20 protein-coding genes are annotated in these 19,279 nt (G+C 74.0%); 5 read left to right on the forward strand and 15 right to left on the reverse strand.

The window, feature by feature from the left end; genetic code table 11:
- Positions 1-4: 4 nt before the first annotated feature.
- The gene (locus DEI91_RS02585; RefSeq protein ID WP_111050879.1) at positions 5-4,729 is read right to left on the reverse strand and encodes an ATP-dependent helicase; all 4,725 of its coding nucleotides are present in this window, start codon (positions 4,727-4,729) and stop codon (positions 5-7) included.
- Positions 4,730-4,871: 142 nt separating this feature from the next.
- Here DEI91_RS02585 and DEI91_RS02590 point away from each other — a divergent pair, with 142 nt between their 5' ends.
- Positions 4,872-5,534, forward strand: coding sequence for a PadR family transcriptional regulator (locus tag DEI91_RS02590; protein ID WP_258374261.1), 663 nt, complete (start codon positions 4,872-4,874; stop codon positions 5,532-5,534).
- 15 nt (positions 5,535-5,549) lie between these two features.
- Here DEI91_RS02590 and DEI91_RS02595 read toward each other — a convergent pair whose 3' ends face one another.
- On the reverse strand, positions 5,550-6,167 hold the full coding sequence (locus DEI91_RS02595; protein WP_111050778.1) for an alpha/beta hydrolase: 618 nt from the start codon (positions 6,165-6,167) through the stop codon (positions 5,550-5,552).
- Positions 6,168-6,241: 74 nt separating this feature from the next.
- Here DEI91_RS02595 and DEI91_RS02600 point away from each other — a divergent pair, with 74 nt between their 5' ends.
- Entirely contained in the window at positions 6,242-6,796 is a 555-nt protein-coding gene (locus DEI91_RS02600) for an NUDIX hydrolase family protein (protein ID WP_111050779.1), read from the forward strand.
- A 110-nt stretch (positions 6,797-6,906) separates the two neighbouring features.
- Here DEI91_RS02600 and DEI91_RS02605 read toward each other — a convergent pair whose 3' ends face one another.
- Together DEI91_RS02605 and DEI91_RS02610 are read right to left on the reverse strand one after the other, a co-directional pair.
- On the reverse strand, positions 6,907-7,107 hold the full coding sequence (locus DEI91_RS02605; protein WP_110824283.1) for a CsbD family protein: 201 nt from the start codon (positions 7,105-7,107) through the stop codon (positions 6,907-6,909).
- 133 nt (positions 7,108-7,240) lie between these two features.
- Positions 7,241-8,884: a DEAD/DEAH box helicase gene (locus tag DEI91_RS02610; RefSeq protein WP_111050780.1), complete on the reverse strand. Its 1,644-nt coding sequence runs from the start codon at positions 8,882-8,884 to the stop codon at positions 7,241-7,243.
- 358 nt (positions 8,885-9,242) lie between these two features.
- On the opposite strand from DEI91_RS02610, the gene DEI91_RS02615 reads away from it, so the two are divergent.
- Positions 9,243-10,139, forward strand: coding sequence for an endo alpha-1,4 polygalactosaminidase (locus tag DEI91_RS02615; protein WP_111050781.1), 897 nt, complete (start codon positions 9,243-9,245; stop codon positions 10,137-10,139).
- A gap of 116 nt (positions 10,140-10,255) precedes the next feature.
- Here DEI91_RS02615 and DEI91_RS16810 read toward each other — a convergent pair whose 3' ends face one another.
- The 4 genes from DEI91_RS16810 to DEI91_RS02635 form a co-directional block, all read right to left on the reverse strand.
- Positions 10,256-10,615 (reverse strand): GntR family transcriptional regulator, encoded by a 360-nt coding sequence (locus tag DEI91_RS16810; protein ID WP_111050881.1) that lies wholly within the window; start codon positions 10,613-10,615, stop codon positions 10,256-10,258.
- Positions 10,616-10,625: 10 nt separating this feature from the next.
- Complete coding sequence (locus DEI91_RS02625; protein WP_111050782.1) at positions 10,626-11,258, reverse strand: DUF1684 domain-containing protein; 633 nt, start codon at positions 11,256-11,258, stop codon at positions 10,626-10,628.
- A gap of 73 nt (positions 11,259-11,331) precedes the next feature.
- On the reverse strand, positions 11,332-11,805 hold the full coding sequence (locus DEI91_RS02630; RefSeq protein ID WP_111050783.1) for a hypothetical protein: 474 nt from the start codon (positions 11,803-11,805) through the stop codon (positions 11,332-11,334).
- A 51-nt stretch (positions 11,806-11,856) separates the two neighbouring features.
- Positions 11,857-12,489, reverse strand: coding sequence for a GNAT family N-acetyltransferase (locus tag DEI91_RS02635; RefSeq protein ID WP_111050784.1), 633 nt, complete (start codon positions 12,487-12,489; stop codon positions 11,857-11,859).
- A gap of 95 nt (positions 12,490-12,584) precedes the next feature.
- Between DEI91_RS02635 and DEI91_RS02640 the strand changes: the two genes are divergently transcribed.
- Complete coding sequence (locus tag DEI91_RS02640; protein ID WP_111050785.1) at positions 12,585-13,217, forward strand: hypothetical protein; 633 nt, start codon at positions 12,585-12,587, stop codon at positions 13,215-13,217.
- Positions 13,218-13,265: 48 nt separating this feature from the next.
- Positions 13,266-13,565: a DUF427 domain-containing protein gene (locus tag DEI91_RS02645; protein ID WP_110824277.1), complete on the forward strand. Its 300-nt coding sequence runs from the start codon at positions 13,266-13,268 to the stop codon at positions 13,563-13,565.
- Between the two features lie 12 nt (positions 13,566-13,577).
- Here the strand turns inward: DEI91_RS02645 and DEI91_RS02650 are convergent, their stop codons facing one another.
- The 7 genes from DEI91_RS02650 to DEI91_RS02680 form a co-directional block, all read right to left on the reverse strand.
- The gene (locus tag DEI91_RS02650) at positions 13,578-14,828 is read right to left on the reverse strand and encodes an Nramp family divalent metal transporter (RefSeq protein ID WP_111050786.1); all 1,251 of its coding nucleotides are present in this window, start codon (positions 14,826-14,828) and stop codon (positions 13,578-13,580) included.
- Positions 14,829-14,928: 100 nt separating this feature from the next.
- Positions 14,929-15,624, reverse strand: coding sequence for a CGNR zinc finger domain-containing protein (locus tag DEI91_RS02655; protein ID WP_111050787.1), 696 nt, complete (start codon positions 15,622-15,624; stop codon positions 14,929-14,931).
- 9 nt (positions 15,625-15,633) lie between these two features.
- Positions 15,634-16,152 carry a SprT-like domain-containing protein gene (locus DEI91_RS02660; protein WP_258374262.1) on the reverse strand — a complete coding sequence of 173 codons (519 nt, stop codon included), beginning with the start codon at positions 16,150-16,152 and terminating at the stop codon, positions 15,634-15,636.
- Entirely contained in the window at positions 16,149-16,982 is an 834-nt protein-coding gene (locus tag DEI91_RS02665) for a hypothetical protein (protein WP_111050788.1), read from the reverse strand. Before DEI91_RS02665 ends, DEI91_RS02660 begins: the two co-directional genes overlap by 4 nt.
- 112 nt (positions 16,983-17,094) lie before the next feature.
- Positions 17,095-17,805, reverse strand: coding sequence for a DUF4064 domain-containing protein (locus tag DEI91_RS02670; RefSeq protein WP_111050789.1), 711 nt, complete (start codon positions 17,803-17,805; stop codon positions 17,095-17,097).
- A gap of 96 nt (positions 17,806-17,901) precedes the next feature.
- Positions 17,902-18,744 carry a spermidine synthase gene (locus tag DEI91_RS02675; RefSeq protein ID WP_111050790.1) on the reverse strand — a complete coding sequence of 281 codons (843 nt, stop codon included), beginning with the start codon at positions 18,742-18,744 and terminating at the stop codon, positions 17,902-17,904.
- Positions 18,737-19,111 (reverse strand): hypothetical protein, encoded by a 375-nt coding sequence (locus DEI91_RS02680; protein WP_111050791.1) that lies wholly within the window; start codon positions 19,109-19,111, stop codon positions 18,737-18,739. Before DEI91_RS02680 ends, DEI91_RS02675 begins: the two co-directional genes overlap by 8 nt.
- Positions 19,112-19,279 lie beyond the last annotated feature (168 nt).

Here is a 19,279-nt window from a genome sequence, read left to right on the forward strand (position 1 = left end):
GTCCTCATGCGCGGAGTCGCAGTCCCTGCGGGGTGGCCGTGAAGCCCGCGGTCCGGAGGGCCGTGCCGAGCGCGGTCTCGAGGACGAACTCCCCGTCGACCCGCTCCACCGACAGCTTGCCGAGGCCGGTCCGCACCGTGGCCGCGATGGACGCCGCCGCGGCCGCGAGGTCGGCCGCGTCCTCGGTGAAGGTCAGGACGCTCTTGCCGCCGCGTTCGACGTAGACGGCGAGCTGTCCGTCGACGAGGACGACGAGTGCGCCCGCCTTCCGTCCGGGTCGGTGCCCGCGTCCGGTCTTCGACGGGGCCGTGGTCGCGCCCGTGCCTGTCGGGCCGGGGGAGCCGTCGACGGCTGCGTCCCCGTCGCCGGCGTCGTGCGGCCAGGGCAGCGCGGCGCCGTACGGGTTCGCCGGGTCGGTGGCGGCGAGCGTGAGCGCCTCTCGCACGCGGTCCGGGTCGGCGCGCTCCTCGTCGTCCAGGTCCTTCGCGTACGTGCGGAGCCGGTCGACTGTCGGTCCGGTCGCGAACTGCGCGGCCCCGAGCCCCTCGACGAAGTACCCGCGTCGGGCACGGCCGGACTCCTCGAACTTCGCGAGCACCCGGTAGACACCGGCGAAGCCGCCCCGGACGCCCTCGACCTGCACGGCCCCTCGGGTGACGACGCCGTAGCGTTCGAGCAGGAGTTCAGCGGTCGCCGCGGCCCGGACCGTCGCGTCGGGTTCGGCGAGCGGCAGGAGCGACCAGCGTCCGCCGACGTTCGGCGGCCCGGACTGGGTCGGCAGCGTCGGCCGCCGTCGCCCGCGGTAGGCGCGGGTCCGGGGCGCGGCCGACGCCCGCGCCTTCCCGCCGAGCATCGCCCGGAGCGGCGCGAACGTGTCGTTGGTGATCTGTCCGGCCCAGACGAGGTCCCAGAGGGCGGTCGTCAGCGCCTTGTCGTCGGTGCTCCCGACGGCCTGGCCCAGCTGGCGGAAGAAGTACGCGCCGCCGCCGGCGAGCGCGCCGAGCACGTCCCGCTGCAGCTCCGTCGTCTCGTCCCCGGCGGCCTCGGCGAGGGTCGTCGCCGCGGTGTCCGCGAGGTGCAGGCGCACCCAGCCGTCGTTGCCGGGCAGGGTCCCGCCACCCGACCAGAGGACCTCGCCCGTGGCGGTCAGCTCGTCGAGCATGCTCGGGGCGTAGTCGGACACCCGAGCCGGCAGCACGAGGGACTCCCACGAGCTGGCGGGCAGCGCGACGCCCGAGAGCTGGTCGACGACCTGCAGGACGCCGTCGATCCCGCGCAGGCCGCCGCGGGCACCGGGGACCCGGACGTGCTGCCATGCGGGCATGAACCGGGCGAGTGTGTCCGGGGACACCGGCTCGACCTCGTGCCGGAGCGCGGCGAGCGACTTCGTGCGGATGCGGCGCAGGACCTCGGCGTCGCACCACTCCGCGCCCTGCCGGTCCGGCCGGAACTCGCCCTCGACCAGGCGGCGGTCGGCGACGAGACGCCGCAGCGTGTCCTGCACGACCGCGACGCCGAGGCCGAGCCGACCGGCGGCCTCCTGCAGGCTGAACGGCCCGTGGCTCCGGGCGTACCGGCCGACCAGGTCGCCGAGCGGGTCCGCGACCGGTTCGACGAACGCGGTCGGCACGCCGATCGGCAGCGGGACGCCCAGTGCATCGCGGAGCCGGGACGCGTCCTCGATGACGGCCCACCGGGTGGCGCCGGCGTGCGAGAAGGCGAGGACCCGGCGGTCCCGCTCGAGCCCCTCGAGTGCCGCGCGCAGGGTGGTGCCCGCCTCGGTCCGGTCGGTGGTGTCGGCGAGCCAGCTGCGGTCGAGGAGTTCGTCGAGGTCGAGCGCGCCGACGAGTCGCAGGACGTCCACGACGCCCTCGACGTCCCGCGCCCGGCGGTCCGGGGAGAGGCGCTGCAGGTCGCGTTCGACGCCCTCGATGACGGCGGGGTCGAGGAGTTCACGCAGCTCCGCACGGCCGAGCAGCTCGCTGAGCAGCGTCGAGTCGAGCGACAGGGCGGCGGCCCGTCGTTCGGCGAGCGGCGAGTCGCCCTCGTACATGAAGGCGGCGACGTAGCCGAACAGGAGCGTCCGGGCGAACGGCGACGGCTGCTCGGTCTCGATCTCGACGAGTCGGATGCGCCGCCGGGCGATCTCGTCCGCGATCCCGAGCAGGGACGGGACGTCGTACACGTCCTGCAGGACCTCGCGTACGGTCTCGAGGAGGATCGGGAACGTCGGGTACTTCTGGGCGACCTCGAGCAGCTGGGACGCCCGCTGACGCTGCTGCCAGAGCGGCGAGCGGCGACCGGGGTCACGCCGGGGGAGCAGGAGCGCCCGCGCGGCGCACTCGCGGAACCGGGCGGCGAACAGCGCCGAGCCGCCGACCTCGTCCGTGACGATCGCCTCGAGGTCGTCGCGTTCGAAGACGAACAGGTCCGCACCGGGAGGCTCGGCGTCGGTCTCCGGGATCCGCACCACGATGCCGTCGTCGGCGGCCATCGCCCCGCCGTCGATCCCGTGCCGCTCCCGCAGGCGCGCCGCGACCGCGAGGGCCCACGGCGCGTGCACGGTCATGCCGTACGGCGAGTGCAGGATGAGGCGCCAGTCGCCGAGTTCGTCGCGGAAGCGCTCGACGACGAGCGTCGTGTCGCTCGGCACGTGGCCGGTGGCGGCGCGCTGGTCGCGGAGGAAGGTGATGAGGTTCGTGACCGCGCGGTCGTCGAGTCCGACGCCCGCCACCCGCGCGCGGGCGTCCTCGTCCGAGGCGGATTCGACCTCGCGCACGAAGGCACCGGTCGCGCGGCCGAGCTCCGCCGGTCGGCCCGGGCCGTCGCCCTTCCAGAACGGCACCCGCCCGGGTTGCCCGAACGCCGGACTGACCAGGACCCGGTCGTGCGTGATCTCCTCGATCCGCCAGCTCGTGGCGCCGAGTGCGAAGACGTCGCCCACGCGGGACTCGTAGACCATCTCCTCGTCGAGCTCGCCGACGCGGGATGCCCGTTCCCCGACCATGAAGACGCCGAACATGCCGCGGTCGGGGATCGTGCCACCGCTCGTGACGGCGAGTCGCTGCGCACCGGGACGGCCGGTCAGCGTGCCGTGCACGCGGTCCCAGACCAGGCGCGGCCGCAGTTCCGCGAACTCGTCGCTCGGGTACCGCCCGGTGACGAGGTCGAGCGTCGCGTCGAACGCGGAGCGCGGCAGGCCGCTGAACGGGGCGCTCCGTCGGACCAGGTCGAACCAGTGCTCGACGTCCACGGTGTCGACGGACCCCGCGGCGACCGTGTGCTGCGCGAGCACGTCGAGCGGGTTCGCGGGGACGGAGATCGACTCGATCTGTCCGGCGACCATCCGCTCGACGGTGACGGCGCTGTTCACGAGGTCCGCCCGGTGCTTCGGGAAGAGCACGCCGCGGGAGATCTCGCCCACCTGGTGCCCGGCTCGGCCGACACGCTGCAGGCCGCTCGCGACCGACGGCGGAGCCTCGACCTGGATGACGAGGTCGACCTCGCCCATGTCGATGCCGAGTTCGAGCGAGCTGGTGGCGACCACGCAGCGGAGCCGACCGGACTTCAGGTCGTCCTCGATGATCGCGCGCTGGTCCTTGGACACGGAGCCGTGGTGGGCGCGGGCGAGCACCGGCACGCTCGGGTCCGAGCCGCCGCCGTCGGTCTGTCCGGACTGGCCGACGAGCTGGGCCGGGGGTCGCCTCGGCGGGGCCACCGGTGCGTGCGCGGACGCCCGCGCCGGGGACTGCGCCACCGCCGCTGCGCCGACGGCCACGGGCTCGGCCACCTCGGTCGTCGCGAGCGCCCGCTCTTCGTGGATCTCGTTCAGCCGGGCGGTCAGGCGTTCGGCCAGCCGCCGGGAGTTCGCGAAGACGATCGTCGACCGGTGCTGCTCGATGAGGTCCACCACGGACTCCTCGACGTGCGGCCAGATCGACCCGTTCGTCGGGCCCGAGGTCGCGTCGGCCCCGACCGGCGGCGCACCGAGCTCGGTCATGTCGTCGACGGGGACGACCACGCGGAGGTCGAACGTCTTCTGCGCGGGTGGCGCGATGATCTGCACGGGAGCCCGGCCGCCGAGGAACCGGGCGACCTCCTCCGCCGGACGCACGGTCGCGGACAGGCCGATGCGCTGCACGGGCCGCTCGAGCAGGTCGTCGAGACGCTCGAGCGACACGGCGAGGTGGGCACCCCGCTTGGAGGAGGCGACGGCGTGCACCTCGTCGACGATGACCGTGTCGACGTTGACGAGCGTCTCGCGGGCCTTCGAGGTGAGCATGAGGTACAGCGACTCGGGCGTCGTGATGAGGATGTCCGGCGGCAGCCGCAGGAGCTTCTGCCGGTCGGCCGACGGCGTGTCCCCGCTCCGGACCCCGACCGTGACCTCCGGCGGTTCCAGACCCATCCGCTTGGCGGTCTGCGTGATGCCGACCAGGGGACTCCGGAGGTTGCGTTCGACGTCGACGCCGAGGGCCTTCAGCGGCGACACGTAGAGCACCCGGGTCCGCTGCTTCGCGGGCGGGGTGTCGGTCGAGGCGATGAGCCGGTCGATCGACCAGAGGAACGAGGCGAGGGTCTTCCCGGAGCCGGTCGGGGCGATGACGAGCGCGTGCTGCCCGGTCGAGATCGCGTCCCACGCCCCGGCCTGCGCTGCCGTCGGTTCGCGGAAGGCGCCCCGGAACCACTCGGCGGTGGCGGGGGAGAAGCGCTCGAAGACGTCCGTCATGGTCCCGCCCATCCTGCTCCTGACCCCCGACAGCGTCCTGATGTGAGCGCTGCTTGACAATCCGAACAATACCGATCTATCGTTACTACATCGCGACCGGTACGAATCCGGTCGTGGACCATCCTCCACGAAAGGAGTCGTCATGCACTCCATGGACGACCACACCAGCACCACGTCCCCCCGCGGCCCCTTCGGTCGCGGGCCCCGCGGACCCCGCTTCGGCGGCGCCCGCCAGCACCACGGCGCCGGGTTCCCGGGCCGTGACCACGACCACTCCGGTCGAGGCGGTCGCGGGTTCGGCGGACCCGGCTTCGGCGGGCCTGGCTTCGGGCCTGGCTTCGGCGGCGGCTTCGGCCCCGGTCGCGAGCGCCGGCGTCGCGGCGACGTCCGGCTCGCCGTCCTCGGTCTCCTCGCCGAGGGCCCACAGAACGGGTACGCCGTCATCAAGACCATCGCCGAACGCACCGACGGCGCCTGGAAGCCGAGCCCCGGTTCGGTGTACCCGACGCTCCAGCAGCTCGTCGACGAGGACCTCGTCGTCTCGACGGGCGACGGCCGCAAGACGCTCTTCGAGCTCACCGACGCCGGTCGCGCCGAGGTCGCGGCGAAGGCCGACGAGATCGCCGCCGCGTGGGAGTCCACGCCCGGCATCCCGGACTCGCAGCGCGCGTTCGCCGAGTCCCTCCGCAGGGCGATGGGCGTGCTGCACATGTACCGGACCACCGCCACGGAGGCGCAGCTCGCCGCCGCCACCGAGGAGGTCGACCGGCTGCGCCGCACCCTCCTGCAGATCCTGGCCGACTGACCCCGGACCGCGGGGTCAGTCGTCGATGAACGCCGCCAGGTCCGCGAGCTCCGCCGCCGAGACCGCGTGCGGCAACCCCGGGTAGCTCCGGTCCGTCACCCGCGTGTGCGTGGCCGCCCACGCGCTGGTCCGGACGGTCGCATCGGCGGGGATCACCGTGTCGGCGTCCCCGTGTCCGAGGAAGACCCGTGGACGGACGGCGGCCAGGCGGTCGTCCCGGCCGTCGTCGGCGCCGGGGACCACGAAACCGGAGAGCGAGACCGCGAACGCGAACGCCTCCGGGCGGGCCCGGAGGAGCTGCAGGGCCATCGACCCGCCCTGCGAGAACCCGAGCAGCCCGATCCGCGGGTGGTCGGCAGCCACGGCGTCGACCCATGCGAGCACCGCTGCGGCGGAGGCGTCGACGGCCGCGGGCTCCGGGGACCCGGGCGTCCCGAGCGGGTACCAGCTGAAGCCGGGCCCCCACGGGTCGGGCGCCCGGAGCGCCGCCAGGGTCCAGGCCGCGGGCAGGGCCGGTGCCAGACCGAGCAGGTCCTGCTCGTGCGACCCGACGCCGTGCAGGGCGACGAGGAGCGGCGTCCCGACGCGGTCCGCTGCCGACCGGGTCCACTGCACGACGTCCGCATCCACCATGGGGACGACGGTATCCGTCCACAGGCGACTCCGGCGGGCACCGCACTCGCCGCCGGGCCTGGTAGGAACGGTGCATGGCCTCGCTCCGCACCCCCGACCCCGATCCCGACTCCGCCTCCGGCTGGCTGTCGGACGAGGAACTCGCCTCCGTCCGTCGTCGCTTGCCGATCGCCTACGTCGAGGCGATCCCGGTGCGCACCGACGGCCTCGGCGTGGTGACCGAGGTCGGGGTGCTCCTCCGTGTCTCGCCCAGCGGGTCGATCGCGCGCACCCTCGTGTCCGGTCGCGTGCTCTACGGCGAGTCGATCCGGACCGCCCTCTTCCGGCACCTCGAGAAGGACCTCGGGCCGATGGCGTTCCCGCAGCTACCCACGAGCCCCAACCCCTTCACCGTGGCCGAGTACTTCCCGTTGCCCGGCGCCTCGGTGTACACCGACGAGCGGCAGCACGCGATCTCACTGGCCTACGTCGTCCCCGTCACGGGGACGTGCGAGCCCCGGCAGGACGCGCTCGAGCTCACCTGGATGAGCCCGATGGAGGCCGCGTCGGACGCGGTCGCGAACGAGATGGAGGGCGGCCGCGGTGCGCTCCTCCGCGCGGGCCTGGCCTCGGTCGGCGCGCTGCACTGACGGCGCCCGGCGGACGAGGGCGCCCCCGTTCCGGGACACCCCGCACACGACGAAGCCCCCGGATCCGATCGGATCCGGGGGCTTCGCAGCGCGGTGCGGGACCGGCTTCGTTACTTGTCGTTCTTGAAGGAGTCGGCGACGCCGTGTGCAGCGTCCTTCACGTCGGTGACGCCCTGCTTGGCCGAGGCCTTGCCCTGGTCGGTCTGACCTTCGGCCTTCAGGCGGTCGTTGTCGGTGGCGTTGCCGAAGCCTTCCTTGGCCTTGCCGGCCGCCTTCTCAGCGGCGTTCTTGATGTCTTCGATCCCAGCCATACGTGCTCCTTCCGACGACGGACGATTCCCCGGTGGACACTCGCGCATCCGCCGGTGACCAGTACCGTACGCTCCGGTGTCGAGCCGCTCGGAGGAACCGTTGAGGTTGCCCGGAGTGGCCGTCCGGACCCGATCAGCGGCCGGAGCCGGCCGGACGGGAGGCGCGGCGCGAGCCACCACGACGGGCTGCGGGGGCAGCGTCGTCGCGCGGGGCACGACCGGCGGCGTAGCCGCCGTCCGACGACCACACCGACGCGGACCCACCACGGGTGGTGTCCGAGGCGGCGCGGCGCGGGGCACCACGGCGCTGACCGGCGGCACCACCGGTCGACGCGCCGCGGCGGTCGTCACGACCGGCTGCGTCGGACCGACCGCCACGGCGGGCGCCCGAACCGGCCGACTCGGTGCCCGCTGCGGAGCGTCCGGCCGAGGCCGTGCCTCCCGAGCGACCGCCGGTGCTCCCGCCCGCGGTGCCACGACCGCGCGAGCGGCCACGGCCCTGGCCGGCGGCGTCACCGGAGGACTGGCGACGCGGCTGCTGCTGCTGGACCGCGGGGGTGGTGTCCTCGCGGTACGGGGCGACCTCGCCGACGAGCTCGGTCACGGCCGGGGAGGTGGCGGTCACCTGCTGCGGGGTGACCTTGATCGCGGCGGCGCGCATCATCTGCGCGACGTCACGACGCTCGGCGGGCATCGCCACCGTGACGACGTCACCCGAAGAACCGGCACGGGCGGTGCGGCCGGAACGGTGCAGGTACGCCTTGTGCTCGGTGGGCGGGTCGACGTGCACGACGAGCTCGACGGCGTCGACGTGCACACCGCGGGCGGCGACGTCGGTGGCCACGAGGACGAGTGCGTCGCCGGAGGAGAACCGGGCGAGGTTCCGCTCACGGGCACCCTGCGACAGGTTGCCCTGCAGGTCGACGGCCGGGATGCCCTGGCTCGACAGCTGCTTCGCCAGGCGCTTGGCGTGGTGCTTCGTGCGCATGAACAGGATGCGGCGGCCGGTGCCGGAGGCGAGGGCCTTGACGAGGTCCTTCTTCGCGTCGGCGTCGGCGACCTCGAACAGGTGGTGGGTCATCGCCTCGACCGGGCTGGTCTCGTCGTCGACGGAGTGCATCACCGGGTCGTGCAGGAACTTCTTGACGAGCTTGTCCACGCCGTTGTCGAGCGTGGCGGAGAACAGCAGGCGCTGGCCCTTGACCGGCGTCGCCTGCATGATCTTGGTCACACCGGGCAGGAAGCCCATGTCGGCCATGTGGTCGGCCTCGTCGAGGACGGTGACCTCGATGGCGTCCAGGTGCACGTGGCCCTGCTGCATGAGGTCGGCGAGGCGACCCGGGCAGGCCACGACGATGTCGACGCCGCGGTTGAGCGCCTCGACCTGACGGCCCTGGCCGACGCCACCGAAGATGGTCGTCGTGTTGAGGCCCATCGCCTTGGCGAGGGGGGCGAGCGTCGCGTCGATCTGGGTCGCGAGCTCACGGGTCGGGGCGAGCACGAGGGCGCGGGGTCGACCGGCGCGGCGCTGGCGGGGTGCGGCGGCGAGGCGGGCGGCGAGGGGGATCGCGAACGCGATCGTCTTGCCGGAGCCGGTGCGGCCACGGCCGAGCACGTCCTTGCCCTTGAGCGAGTCCGGGAGTGTGTCGACCTGGATCGGGAAGGCGTTCTCCTTGCCCTGGCCGACGAGGACGTCGACCATCGGGGCGGGGACACCGAGGTCGGCGAACCGGACGTCGGCGGTGTGGGGGTCCTGCGTGGTGTTCTGGGTGGTCATGGTGACCTCTCGGGCCGTTGCCGGCCGGAAGGCGCGCGGTCGAGGCCGGCGCGGGCGGGAGCGCACCCGTAGCGGTCCGTTTCCCGGAGGAGACGGCGCTGGTGGACGGGTGCTGTCGCCGCAGCAGAGAGCCTGGCACCGGTTCCGTCCTCCCGGACGGGTTCCGGGAGAGGGGAGGTGCGCGATACATCGGTGTCGGTTCCGCTCGTATGCCACTGGGGCTCACTGCGGGACACCGGGAGTTTCGGGGGCGTCCGTACGACGCACGAGGCGATCGGCGCCTCGAGTGGTCCCAGCATAGCGGGCCGAGGGCCCGGAACGGGAGGGGGCGTTCGCGGCGAGCGTGCGAGGATGCCTCGTGCGCACCCGGAACCCCCTCGTCATCGCGTCCCTCGTCGCCCTCGTCGCCCTCACCTCGGCGGGGTGTGCGGACGCGACCGACACCGACGCAGGAGCGACCTCCGTGGACGCGGGCCGGTCCAGCGTCGACGCCGACGGACCCGGCGCGTCCGCCCGTGTCGCGGTGCGGCCGTTCCCGACGACCGGTGTGCCCGACTACCAGCTCGGTGGCGGGTACGCCCCACCCACCGGGGTCACCGTCGTCGCACGGGACAGCACCGAGCGCCCGGCGGCGGGCACCTACGGCATCTGCTACGTCAACGGCTTCCAGACCCAGCCCGGGGAGCGGGCGTCCTGGCTGTCCGAGCACCCCGACGCGGTCCTCCGGACGGCGGGCGGCGAGCCGGTGCGCGACCCGGGATGGCCGGACGAGATGCTGCTCGACACCCGGACGGCAGCGGCGCGCGCGACCATCACCGAGGTCCTCGGTCGGACGATCGCCGGGTGCGCCGCCCACGGGTTCGACGCCGTCGAGTTCGACAACCTCGACTCGTGGACCCGGTCCGGCGGCCGGCTCACGCGCTCCGGCAACCTCGCCCTCGCCGCCGCGCTCGTCCGGGCAGCCCACGACGAGGGGCTGGCCGCCGCGCAGAAGAACACGCCGCAGCTCGGCACGGTCGGACAGCAGCGCACCGGCTTCGACTTCGCGGTCGCCGAGGAGTGCGTGCAGTACGACGAGTGCGCCGCCTACACCGACGTGTACGGCGACCGCGTGCTGGACGTCGAGTACGCGGACACGCTCGAGCAGGAGTGGTCGGACGTGTGCGCGATGCCGGACCGTCCGCGCATGACGATCCTCCGCGACCGGGACCTCGTGCCCGCCGGCGACGACGGGTACGTCTTCGAGCACTGCTGAGCGCAGCCGTCCACGCCCGCCGCGGCGCGGCGCGGCGGACCGTCCGCGCTGGGCGACACGACACGGCCGTCCTGCCTCGGACGGTGTCGCTCAGCGCGGAGCGACCGCGGAGCGCCCTACGCCGGCCAGGCGTCCCGCAGCGCGGCCGTCGCCTGGTCCGCCGAGAGGCCGGCCTCGCGCGCCGCGGCCACGAGCGCGGCTGCCGCAGCCGTCACGCTCTCCGGCACCTCGGCCGGCCGCACCACCCGGGTACCGGCGCCCCGTGCGGTGTGCACGAGCCCGGCTTCCTCGAGCAGCTGGTAGGCCTTCGCGACGGTCCCGGCGGCGAGGCCCAGCTCGGCAGCGAGCCCGCGGACGCTCGGCAGTCGCTCGCCGTCGACGAGGTACCCGGCTGTGATCTGCGCGGCGAGCTGCGACCGCACCTGCTCGAAGGGCGGCACACGGCCGCCGGCGTCGATCGCGACGAATCCCGACATGCGGTCCACCCTAGGAGCCGTACCGCTCGCCGACCGGGATCGCCACGGGGACGGTGTTGCCGGGTGGGGCGAGCGGGCAGGCCCACGCCGGGTCGTACGCGCACGACGGGTTGTAGGCGAAGTTGAAGTCGAGCACGAGCTCCCCGTCGACACCGCCGAGGTCAGAGCCCTTGATGGTGTCGAGCAGGTAGCGGCCACCGCCGTAGGTCCCGCCGGGCCGACCGGCGCCGGCGTCCTTCACGGGCACGAACAGGCCGCCCGCGTACCCGCCGTGCGACCACACGTCGAGCGAGCCGACGCCGGGCACCTGCACGGTCCCGAGGCGGTCGAAGTGCACGACGCCGTCGGTGCCGGTCTCGACGTCGAGGGCCTGCGGTGCGGCCTCCTCGATGCGGAGCCGGAAGCGCCACGCGGGGTCGTAGTCGGGCACGGGGAGGGTCGTGAACCCGGCGGCGTCCTCGGGGAGCAGCGGGCTCGCGGGGTGCGTGGCGAACAGGGCGTCGCGGCCCTCGCGCCACAGCGCGTGCGCGGCCTCCGGCGTCGCGGCGGCCCGCGCGCGGCGGTACAGGTCGAAGGTCCGACGGCGCCAGTCGACGGTGGCGAGGGTGCTTCGGACGCGGTCGGCGGTCTCCGTCTGGGTCACGTCGCCGAGCGTACGCCCGGCCGGCGACGCCGCACCGGGCGGTCTGGAGGCCCGGCCACCCTGGTCGCTCGGCTCACGCCCGCCAGGTGGGCGCGAGCGCGCGCATCCGGAACGCCCGCCACTGCCAGATGACCCACATGCCGGGCCAGAGCACCACGCCGAGGAGTGCCGGTCGGGTCCGGTAGGTGAGACGGTCGCGGAAGAGCGTGCGCCCGTCCGGCAGCGCGGAGACGGCCATCCGGTGGCGCATGTCCATCCGGGCGAACAGGCCGCTCGTGCCGCCGCCGCGGTCGACCTGCACGGGGACGCCCTCGGTCTGGTGCAGGTCGATGTCGACGTGGCTCGAGCCGCTCGGGAGGACACCGAACGTCGACGCGCTGATCGGGTGCGGGTCGTGCGGCGTCCAGTGTTCCGGGAACCCCTCGGGGTCGAGCGAGCGGTAGACCAGGAACGGCTTCGTGACGGCGACCATGACGGACGGCCGGAGGAGCGCGTCCCGCACGGCGTCGACGGGGGCGTCCAGTTCGATGCGGAGTCCGACGTGCATGCGGCGGACGCTACCCGGACGTGCTGGGCTGCCGTCGCCCACGGGGGACGGTCAGGCGTGCCGGGCGGACCGGCGGCGGGACCCTTCCGCACGGTCGTGGCTGCGCAGACGTTCAGCGAGGGAGAGCCGGACGGTCGGCCACTCCGACTGGATGACCGAGAACACCACGGTGTCGCGGAGGCTGCCGTCCCGACCGAGGGCGTGGTTCCGGAGCACCCCGTCCTGCTTCGCGCCGAGGCCCGCGATGGCGGCGCGGGACCGCGTGTTGTGCCAGTGCGTCCGGAACTCGACCGCGATGCACTGCCAGACGTCGAACGCGTGCGAGAGCATGAGCAGCTTCGCCTCGGTGTTGATGCCGGTGCGCTGCGCGGAGGCGCCGAGGAACGTCGCCCCGATCTCGACCCGGCGGTTGTCCCGGTCGATGTTGATGAACGTGGTCGCGCCGACGACCCGGCCGGTGGGGCGGTCCCGCACGGCGAACGGCACCATCCGCCCGCCGGCCTGCTCGGCGAGCCGCCGGTCGACCTCCGCGTCCACCTGTGCCGGTGCCGGTACCGAGGTGTACCAGGCACGCCAGAGGTCGCCGTCCGCCACGGCCGCCCGCAGGTCGTCCGCGTGCTCGTGCGACAGGGGCTCGAGCGTGACGCGGTCGCCGGTGAGGGTGGGCGCGGGGTCGGTCTCCATGGCAGGGGATCGTACCGGGCACACCGGACACGGCAGCTGCGCGGGACCGCTCGGAGCGTGCCCGACCGAGGTCCCGCCGCGGCTATCGTGTCGGCGTGCAGGAACGAGGACAGCAGCGGTACCAGGTGCGGTTCGGGTGGGGTGTCTCGGGAGCGGCGCGGGTCGCCGCCGACGCGCACCTGCTCGTGTGGGTGGACGTGCTGCCGGCGGCCGCCTCCCACGGCGGCGCCCGGCACGACGACGCCCGCCACGGCGACGCCCGCCACCGGGACGTGCCGCTCGGGCAACTGCCCGACGGCCCGGAGGTCGTGCTCGGTCACCTCGGCAACACCGCAGCGGTCGCCGGACGGGTGGCGCGCCTCCAGGCCGAGCGGGGCGACCGCTGCGTCGTGGCGGTGGTCGCGGCCGGACACGTCGACGGTCCCGTCGCGGGTGACGCGGCCGCCGAGGCGGGCGAGGCGCCGGACGTGCCGGCGGTGCCGGAGTTCGCCGTCGAGGACCTGCTCGCTGCGGGGGCCGTCGTCGACGCGCTCGTGGCGTCCGGCATCGACCACACGTCGCCGGAGGCAGCGGCGGCGTGCGCGGCCTGGACGGGCCTCCGTCGGGCGGCGAAGCACCTCGTCACCGCGTCCGAGTCGGCCGCCGTGCTCGGTGCCGAGCGGGTGCACGCGGCACTCGCCGTGGATCCCGACCTGGTCACGCTGCGACCGTCCACCGTACGGGCGTAGGGTCCCGGTCGACGCCGTCGGACCGACGGCCGGAACGAGGAGGAAGTCATGCAGGCAGTGATCGGCGACACCGTCATCGCGGAGGCCCCGGAGGCGGACCTCATCCAGATCGAGGGCAACTGGTACTTCCCGCCCGCGAGCGTGAAGACCGAGCTGTTCAGCGAGAGCCCCACCCAGTACCACTGCCCGTGGAAGGGCGACACGCAGTACTGGACCGTGACGGTCGACGGGCAGGAGCACGTGGACAACGCCTGGTCGTACCCGGAGCCGATCCCGTCGTCGTTCGACCGCGTCGGCCAGGACTACAGCGGCTACGTGGCGTTCTGGAAGGACGTGCGGGTCTCCTAGGAGCCGCGCGGCTCAGCCCGTCACGGTGAGCACGACGAGCGCCACGTTGAGGGCGACGATCACCGTGGCGATGAGCCAGGCCACGACCCGGGTGCCGACGGCGTTGACGTCGGCACCCATCACGCTCCGCCGGGACGTGTAGGCGACGAGCGGGACGATCGCGAACGCGATGCCGAAGCTCAGCACCACCTGGCTGATGACGAGCAGCTGGGTGGCGTCGGCGTCGAGCGCGAGCAGGACGATCGCGGGGACGAGCGTGACGAGCCGCCGCACCACGAGCGGCACCCGCACGCGCAGCAGCCCGTGCATGATCTCGGCGCCGGCCATGCAGCCGACCGAGGTCGACGCCAGCCCGGACGCGAGCAGCCCGATCGCGAACAGCACCCCGACGACCGGGCCGACGTTCTCGGCGATGGCCCGCTGGGCTCCGGGGATCGAGTCGGTGCCGTCGACGCCCTGCAGCGTCGCGGCGGCGAGGACGAGCATGCTGATGTTCACCCCGCCGGCCACGACCAGGGCCAGGCCGACGTCCCACCGGGTCGCGACGAGGACCCGGTGCCGCTCGGCCCCGGCCGGGACGTCCCCGTGCCGGTCCCGGGCCAGTGCCGAGTGCAGGTACACGGCGTGCGGCATGACGGTCGCGCCGAGCATCGACGCGGCGAGGAGCACCGACCCGGAGTCGGCGAACCGCGGTGCGATGCCGGCCACGAGGGCACCGGGGGAGACCTGCGCGAACAGCAGTCCGGCGCAGAACCCGATCGTGAGGACCGCGAGCATCGCCGTGACGACCGCTTCGAAGGTCCGGGCGCCGCGGCGGTTCTGCAGCAGGAGGATCGCCATCGACACGACACCCGTGATGAGTCCCCCGGCGACGAGCGGGACGCCGAAGAGCAGGTGCAGGGCGAGCGCGCCGCCGATGACCTCGGCGACGTCGGTGGCCGCGGCGACCACCTCGGCCTGTGCCCAGAACAGCAGGCGCGGCGTGCGGCGCATCTTCAGGCCGAGCAGTTCCGGGAGCGACTTCCCGGTGACGATCCCGAGCTTCGCGGAGAGGTACTGCACCACGACGGCGCTCGCGTTCGCGGCGACGAGCACCCACAGCAGCAGGTACCCGTAGCGGGCGCCGGCGGTGAGGTTGGCGGCGACGTTGCCCGGGTCGACGTAGGCGATCGCGGCGACGAAGGCCGGACCGAGCAGCCCGAGCCCGGCGGCGCGTCGGGTTGGCGGGCGGTGGCCCACGACCGGGGCGGCGGTGTCCGTCATGCGGCCAGCCTGCCAGAGAGTTCGGTGCGCCGAATCCAGGGTTTCGGGCCGTCGTCCGATCGGCGCGGATCAGCGGGGCGGGCCCGCGGCCGCGCGCTCGTCAGACGGCTGCGCGGCGAGCGCGGTGCGCGCGCACCTTCGCCCGGTTGCCGCAGCGCTGCATCGAGCACCAGCGCCGTGTCCCACCCCGCGAGGAGTCGTAGAACACCAGCCCGCAGTCCGGCGCCGAGCACCGGCTGAGTCGGGCGGAGCGGCCCTCGGCCTCGAGGTCGTCGAAGCCCACCTCCGTCAGCAGGGCGACGGCGTCGCGCGCGACGCTCGAGAGGGCCTGGGCGAGACGGACGCGGTTCGCGCCGGCCCGGCGTCGACCACCCGGGAGGCTCGGGGGCACGTCCGGCAGGGCGGCGAACAGGTTGACGGTGTCGATGTCGTCCGGCACGGGCCGGGTTCGCCCGGTCCCGGCGCGGAGGCCCGCGGCGACCGCGGTGCGCTCCGCCGCGGAGTCGGCGGGAGCGGGGGCGGCGGCGACCGCGAGGCGCGCGATCGCGGCGCGGAGCGCACGGGCGTCCTGGAGTTCGCGCGCGGTGGCGCCGACGTCGATCGGTTCGGTGTGCAACCCGAGCCACTCGTCCAGGTCGGCCGGGGTCGCGAGCAGCTCGCCGAGGTGCCCGCGCGGACGGCGGCGGTCGGGGTCGTCCGCGAAGCCGCCGGTGTGCGCGAAGTCCAGGGCGATGCGTCCCGCGTCGAAGAACCACGACGACCCGGCATCGGTCCGGATGTCCTGCCCTGTTCGCATCCGCCCAGGCTAACGGGTGAGCGGCGCGCCTCCGACACGATCGGCCGGCACTGGGCTAGTCGTCCCCGTCCCCCCGGTCGGGCGCCGCACCCACGCGATGACGTTCCGCTCGTCGAACCGTCGCGAGCACCGGGCGCATGCCAGCGGACGCGTGGGGGTCCGGTACCGGAAGTGCTCGTGTCCGGCCGGGCAGTGGCCGACCCACGGTGCCAGCTCGCTCGCGATCGGCCCGTCGTGCAGCCGTGAGCCGGTGTACCCCAGTGTGCGGGCCGTCCGGCGCCACGAGGGCCCGTGACCGGCACGTGGGCCGCTCAGGGCGTGCGCGATCTCGTGCAGCAGCACCTGTTCGACGTCCTCGGGTGTGAAGCGGGCGGCGAGGTGTCGGCTCACCGTGATGCGGCGGCGTGCGAAGTCGCACTGCCCGGCCCGGGTCTTCGCGTTGTCGAACGCGAAGGTCCAGGAGCCGTCCGGGAGGTGTGCGCCCATCAGCTCGGCAGCCCGGGAACGGACGTGGTCGAGTGCGGTCACTGCTCCCCGCGCGGACCCTGGCCCTCGTCGGACCGGTCCTTCCGGGCGGACAGTCGACTCCAGAGCGAGTCGCCCTCGGTCCGGGCGGCGTCCGGTGCACCGAGCACCCGGCGCCGGACCGGCGGGATCTGCTTCTCCGGCTCGGCGACGCGCGTCTGTGGTTCGTCCTCGGTGCGGACCGCGACCTCACGGGCGGTGCGCGGTCGAGCGCGCTCCGGCTCGGCGGCGGGCTGCGCCATGGAGGCCCGGAGCGCGGCCTCGACGGCCGTACGGAGCGCTTCGGTGCGCTCCGACGGGGCGCCGGCAGCCCGGAAGGCGTCGTACGCGCGGCTGAGGACCGCGCGGGCCTCCTCGAAGCGGGAGAGCTCGTAGAGGGACCAACCCTCGAGCTCGGCGGCGGCGCCCTCCAGCTCCGGCCACTCCTCGGTCGCGGCGGTGTCCCGGGCCATCGAGGCCTCGGTCGCGGCACGCTCGTGGCGGCCGAGGTCGTGCAGGACGTGTGCGCGGCGGATGCGTGCCGCGACCTTGTCCTGGCGTTCCCCGGTGAACATCGTCAGCCGGAACACCTCCTCGGCCACGGTGAGCGACTCGTCCAGGCGGCCGAGCAGACGGAGCAGTTCGGCGCGCTCGGCGAGGGCGTCGGTGCTCCGGCTCTGGCCGAGGTCGCGCAGGCGGTCCTGCACGGCCTGGACGTCGACGGCCGGGCGGAGGCTGATCGGCGCGAAGGTGCTGCCCGGGCTGACCCCGGCGGTCACCGGGGCGGCATGACGGGGCTCCCGGGCCTGGTCGGTCCGGTCGTGGTCTCGGCGTTCGTCGGGCGGGAGGGACATCACGGTCGAGGGTATCCGCGCGATCCCCGGAGACCTCCGTGCCACGCGCACGGAACGCGCACGGCCCGCCCGGGAAGATCCGGGACGGGCCGTGTCGGTCGGCGTCGAGCGGTCAGCGAGCCCCGGCGACGGTGGCCGCGATCGAGGCGCCGTAGGCGATGCCGAACACGACGGCAGCGAGGACGGCGAGGACGATCGCCAGGATGCCCCATACGCGGCCGCGACCCGTCGCGGCCGCGATGATGCCCTGCACGAGGGCCCAGAGGCCGAGCACGGTGCCGATGCCCGCCACGACGAGTGCGCTGCCGAGGGCCCGTACGACGGCGGGGTCCGACATGAGTTCCCGCGACAGCTGCTCCTGGTCGACGGTGCCGGAGCCGCCGTTCTGCAGGAGTTCCTGGAACGCCTGGCTCGCCCCGATGCCGCTGCCGAACAACCAGCCGCCGACGGCGCCGAGCACGAGGGCCACGATGCCCAGGCCGAACGCCACGACGCCCAGGGTGCGCTTCCGCTTCGCCGAGCCGTCGTGCGCCTGCCAGGCGGGAGCGGCGCCGTGCTGCTGATCCCACTGCTGCGGCTGCCCGTACTGCTGCTGCCCGTACTGCGGCTGCCCGTACTGGTCGCCGTGCTGCTGCTGCCCGTACTGCTGGTCGCCGTACTGCGGCTGACCCCACTGCGGGGCGGACTGCTGGCCGTCCTGCTGCGTCGGCTGGTCCTCGTACCGCGGCGCCGCACCGTGCTCGGGGGTGATGCGCTCGCCGTAGCGCGGCCGGTCCTGCTCACCGTGGCCCTGCGGGGCTGGGGTGCGATCGTCGTTGGTCATCGGCGGCCTCCTCGTGGTGTGCGGTCGCGCGCTGGCGCGGCGTGCCCCCATCCTGGCAGCGTCACCGCCGCGAGGGACGTCGTCCGCAGCCGCTGCTCAGGCGCCGAAGACCGACCGGTTCGGTTCGGGCGACCCCACGGCCGTGGTGTCGGTGACGATGGGCGCCCCCGCGATGAAGGACCGCAGCTCGTCGCCGTGCACGACCTTGCTCGGCAGCGGGTCCGAGGAGTACCGCCGCGGCATCTCCGCGATCGGCAGTTCGCCGGGCGAGCCGAGCAGCACGATGTTGCCGAAGCGCCGGCCCTTGAGCATCCCGGTGTCCGCGACCGCGGCGACGGACGGCAGCACCGACTGCAGCGTCGCGGCCTGCCCACGGGCGAAGGCCAGGCCGGCACCGTCGGCGACGTTCACCGCGACCAAGCCGGTCGGGGAGAGGAAGGAGGCGACCGAGCGGTAGAACTCGACGCTCGTCACGTGTGCGGGTGTGCGGGCACCGCTGAAGACGTCGACGACGGCGAGGTCCACGGTGCCACGGAGGCCGGCCGGCAGCTTCTCGAGGACCTCGCGGGCGTCGCCGTACCGCACCCGGATCGAAGCGCCGCGGGGGAACGGCAGGGCGTCCCGGACGTGGTCGACCAGGTCGCGTTCGAGCTCGATGACCTGCTGCCGCGAGCCCGGACGGGTGACCGCGACGTACCGCGGCAGGGTCAGTGCGCCGGCGCCGAGGTGCAGCGCGGTGACCGGACCCGACGGGAGGAGGTCGATCGCGTGCCCGATCCGCCGGATGTACTCGAACGCCAGGTGCGTCGGGTCCTCGAGGTCGACGTGCGACTGTGGCGTGCCGTCGACCACCAGGGTGAACGAGCCCGGCCGGTGCCTGTCCGGCTCGACCACCGCGTACCCAGCACCGACCCGGAACCCGTCGAACGCATCAGCCATGGCTCGATGGAACACCATCGCGGCCCGCGACCTCGCGGAGGTGCTGTGCCGTCCGCTCCGTCAGGAAGGCGCACAGCCGACCGACCGCGAGGACCTCGGTGGCCAGGGTCATCACCTGTTCCGCGGAGACCTGCGCGTCGGTCTCGCGGGCCTCGAACGTCACGGTCCACTCCGGTGACCCGCCGATCTCACGCTTCAGGTAGACCTCGGTGCCGGACGTGCCGAGCCGGGCGACGATGAGCGCGGTGTCGACCAGGGAGCCGTCCCACGAGACGTCGATCGCCCGCGGGTCGGCCGCGTCACCGGCGTCGCGTGCACGGAACTCCGCGATCCAGTCGGAGAGCTCCTGGCTCGAGAGGGTGGGCATGCGACCAGGATACGAACCGCACGCACGACGGCCGACCGGTCGTCCGATGGACGCTGACCGCCGCTGGTCCATGCTCGTGCATGGACAGTCAGGAGACGCCGAGGTGCACGACGTACCGTCCCGGTGTCCTCGGGCGACGAACGACGTGACCCACGACACCCGGTCGTG

Source organism: Curtobacterium sp. MCBD17_032, assembly GCF_003234855.1.
In the GTDB taxonomy this organism is placed as follows: Bacteria; Actinomycetota; Actinomycetes; order Actinomycetales; family Microbacteriaceae; genus Curtobacterium.

What these genes read in the sequence shown, in the direction of transcription:
- DEI91_RS16810 (WP_111050881.1), bottom strand. Translation starts at nt 10,615, where the DNA reads ATGTCGGGATTCGTCGCGATCGACGCCGGCGGCCGTGTGCCGCCCTTC.
- DEI91_RS02585 (WP_111050879.1), bottom strand. Translation starts at nt 4,729, where the DNA reads ATGACGGACGTCTTCGAGCGCTTCTCCCCCGCCACCGCCGAGTGGTTC.
- DEI91_RS02595 (WP_111050778.1), bottom strand. Translation starts at nt 6,167, where the DNA reads ATGGTGGATGCGGACGTCGTGCAGTGGACCCGGTCGGCAGCGGACCGC.
- DEI91_RS02605 (WP_110824283.1), bottom strand. Translation starts at nt 7,107, where the DNA reads ATGGCTGGGATCGAAGACATCAAGAACGCCGCTGAGAAGGCGGCCGGC.
- DEI91_RS02645 (WP_110824277.1), top strand. Translation starts at nt 13,266, where the DNA reads ATGCAGGCAGTGATCGGCGACACCGTCATCGCGGAGGCCCCGGAGGCG.
- DEI91_RS02650 (WP_111050786.1), bottom strand. Translation starts at nt 14,828, where the DNA reads ATGACGGACACCGCCGCCCCGGTCGTGGGCCACCGCCCGCCAACCCGA.
- DEI91_RS02655 (WP_111050787.1), bottom strand. Translation starts at nt 15,624, where the DNA reads ATGCGAACAGGGCAGGACATCCGGACCGATGCCGGGTCGTCGTGGTTC.
- DEI91_RS02590 (WP_258374261.1), top strand. Translation starts at nt 4,872, where the DNA reads ATGCACTCCATGGACGACCACACCAGCACCACGTCCCCCCGCGGCCCC.
- DEI91_RS02610 (WP_111050780.1), bottom strand. Translation starts at nt 8,884, where the DNA reads ATGACCACCCAGAACACCACGCAGGACCCCCACACCGCCGACGTCCGG.
- DEI91_RS02665 (WP_111050788.1), bottom strand. Translation starts at nt 16,982, where the DNA reads ATGTCCCTCCCGCCCGACGAACGCCGAGACCACGACCGGACCGACCAG.
- DEI91_RS02630 (WP_111050783.1), bottom strand. Translation starts at nt 11,805, where the DNA reads ATGCACGTCGGACTCCGCATCGAACTGGACGCCCCCGTCGACGCCGTG.
- DEI91_RS02675 (WP_111050790.1), bottom strand. Translation starts at nt 18,744, where the DNA reads ATGGCTGATGCGTTCGACGGGTTCCGGGTCGGTGCTGGGTACGCGGTG.
- DEI91_RS02635 (WP_111050784.1), bottom strand. Translation starts at nt 12,489, where the DNA reads ATGGAGACCGACCCCGCGCCCACCCTCACCGGCGACCGCGTCACGCTC.
- DEI91_RS02600 (WP_111050779.1), top strand. Translation starts at nt 6,242, where the DNA reads ATGGCCTCGCTCCGCACCCCCGACCCCGATCCCGACTCCGCCTCCGGC.
- DEI91_RS02680 (WP_111050791.1), bottom strand. Translation starts at nt 19,111, where the DNA reads ATGCCCACCCTCTCGAGCCAGGAGCTCTCCGACTGGATCGCGGAGTTC.
- DEI91_RS02670 (WP_111050789.1), bottom strand. Translation starts at nt 17,805, where the DNA reads ATGACCAACGACGATCGCACCCCAGCCCCGCAGGGCCACGGTGAGCAG.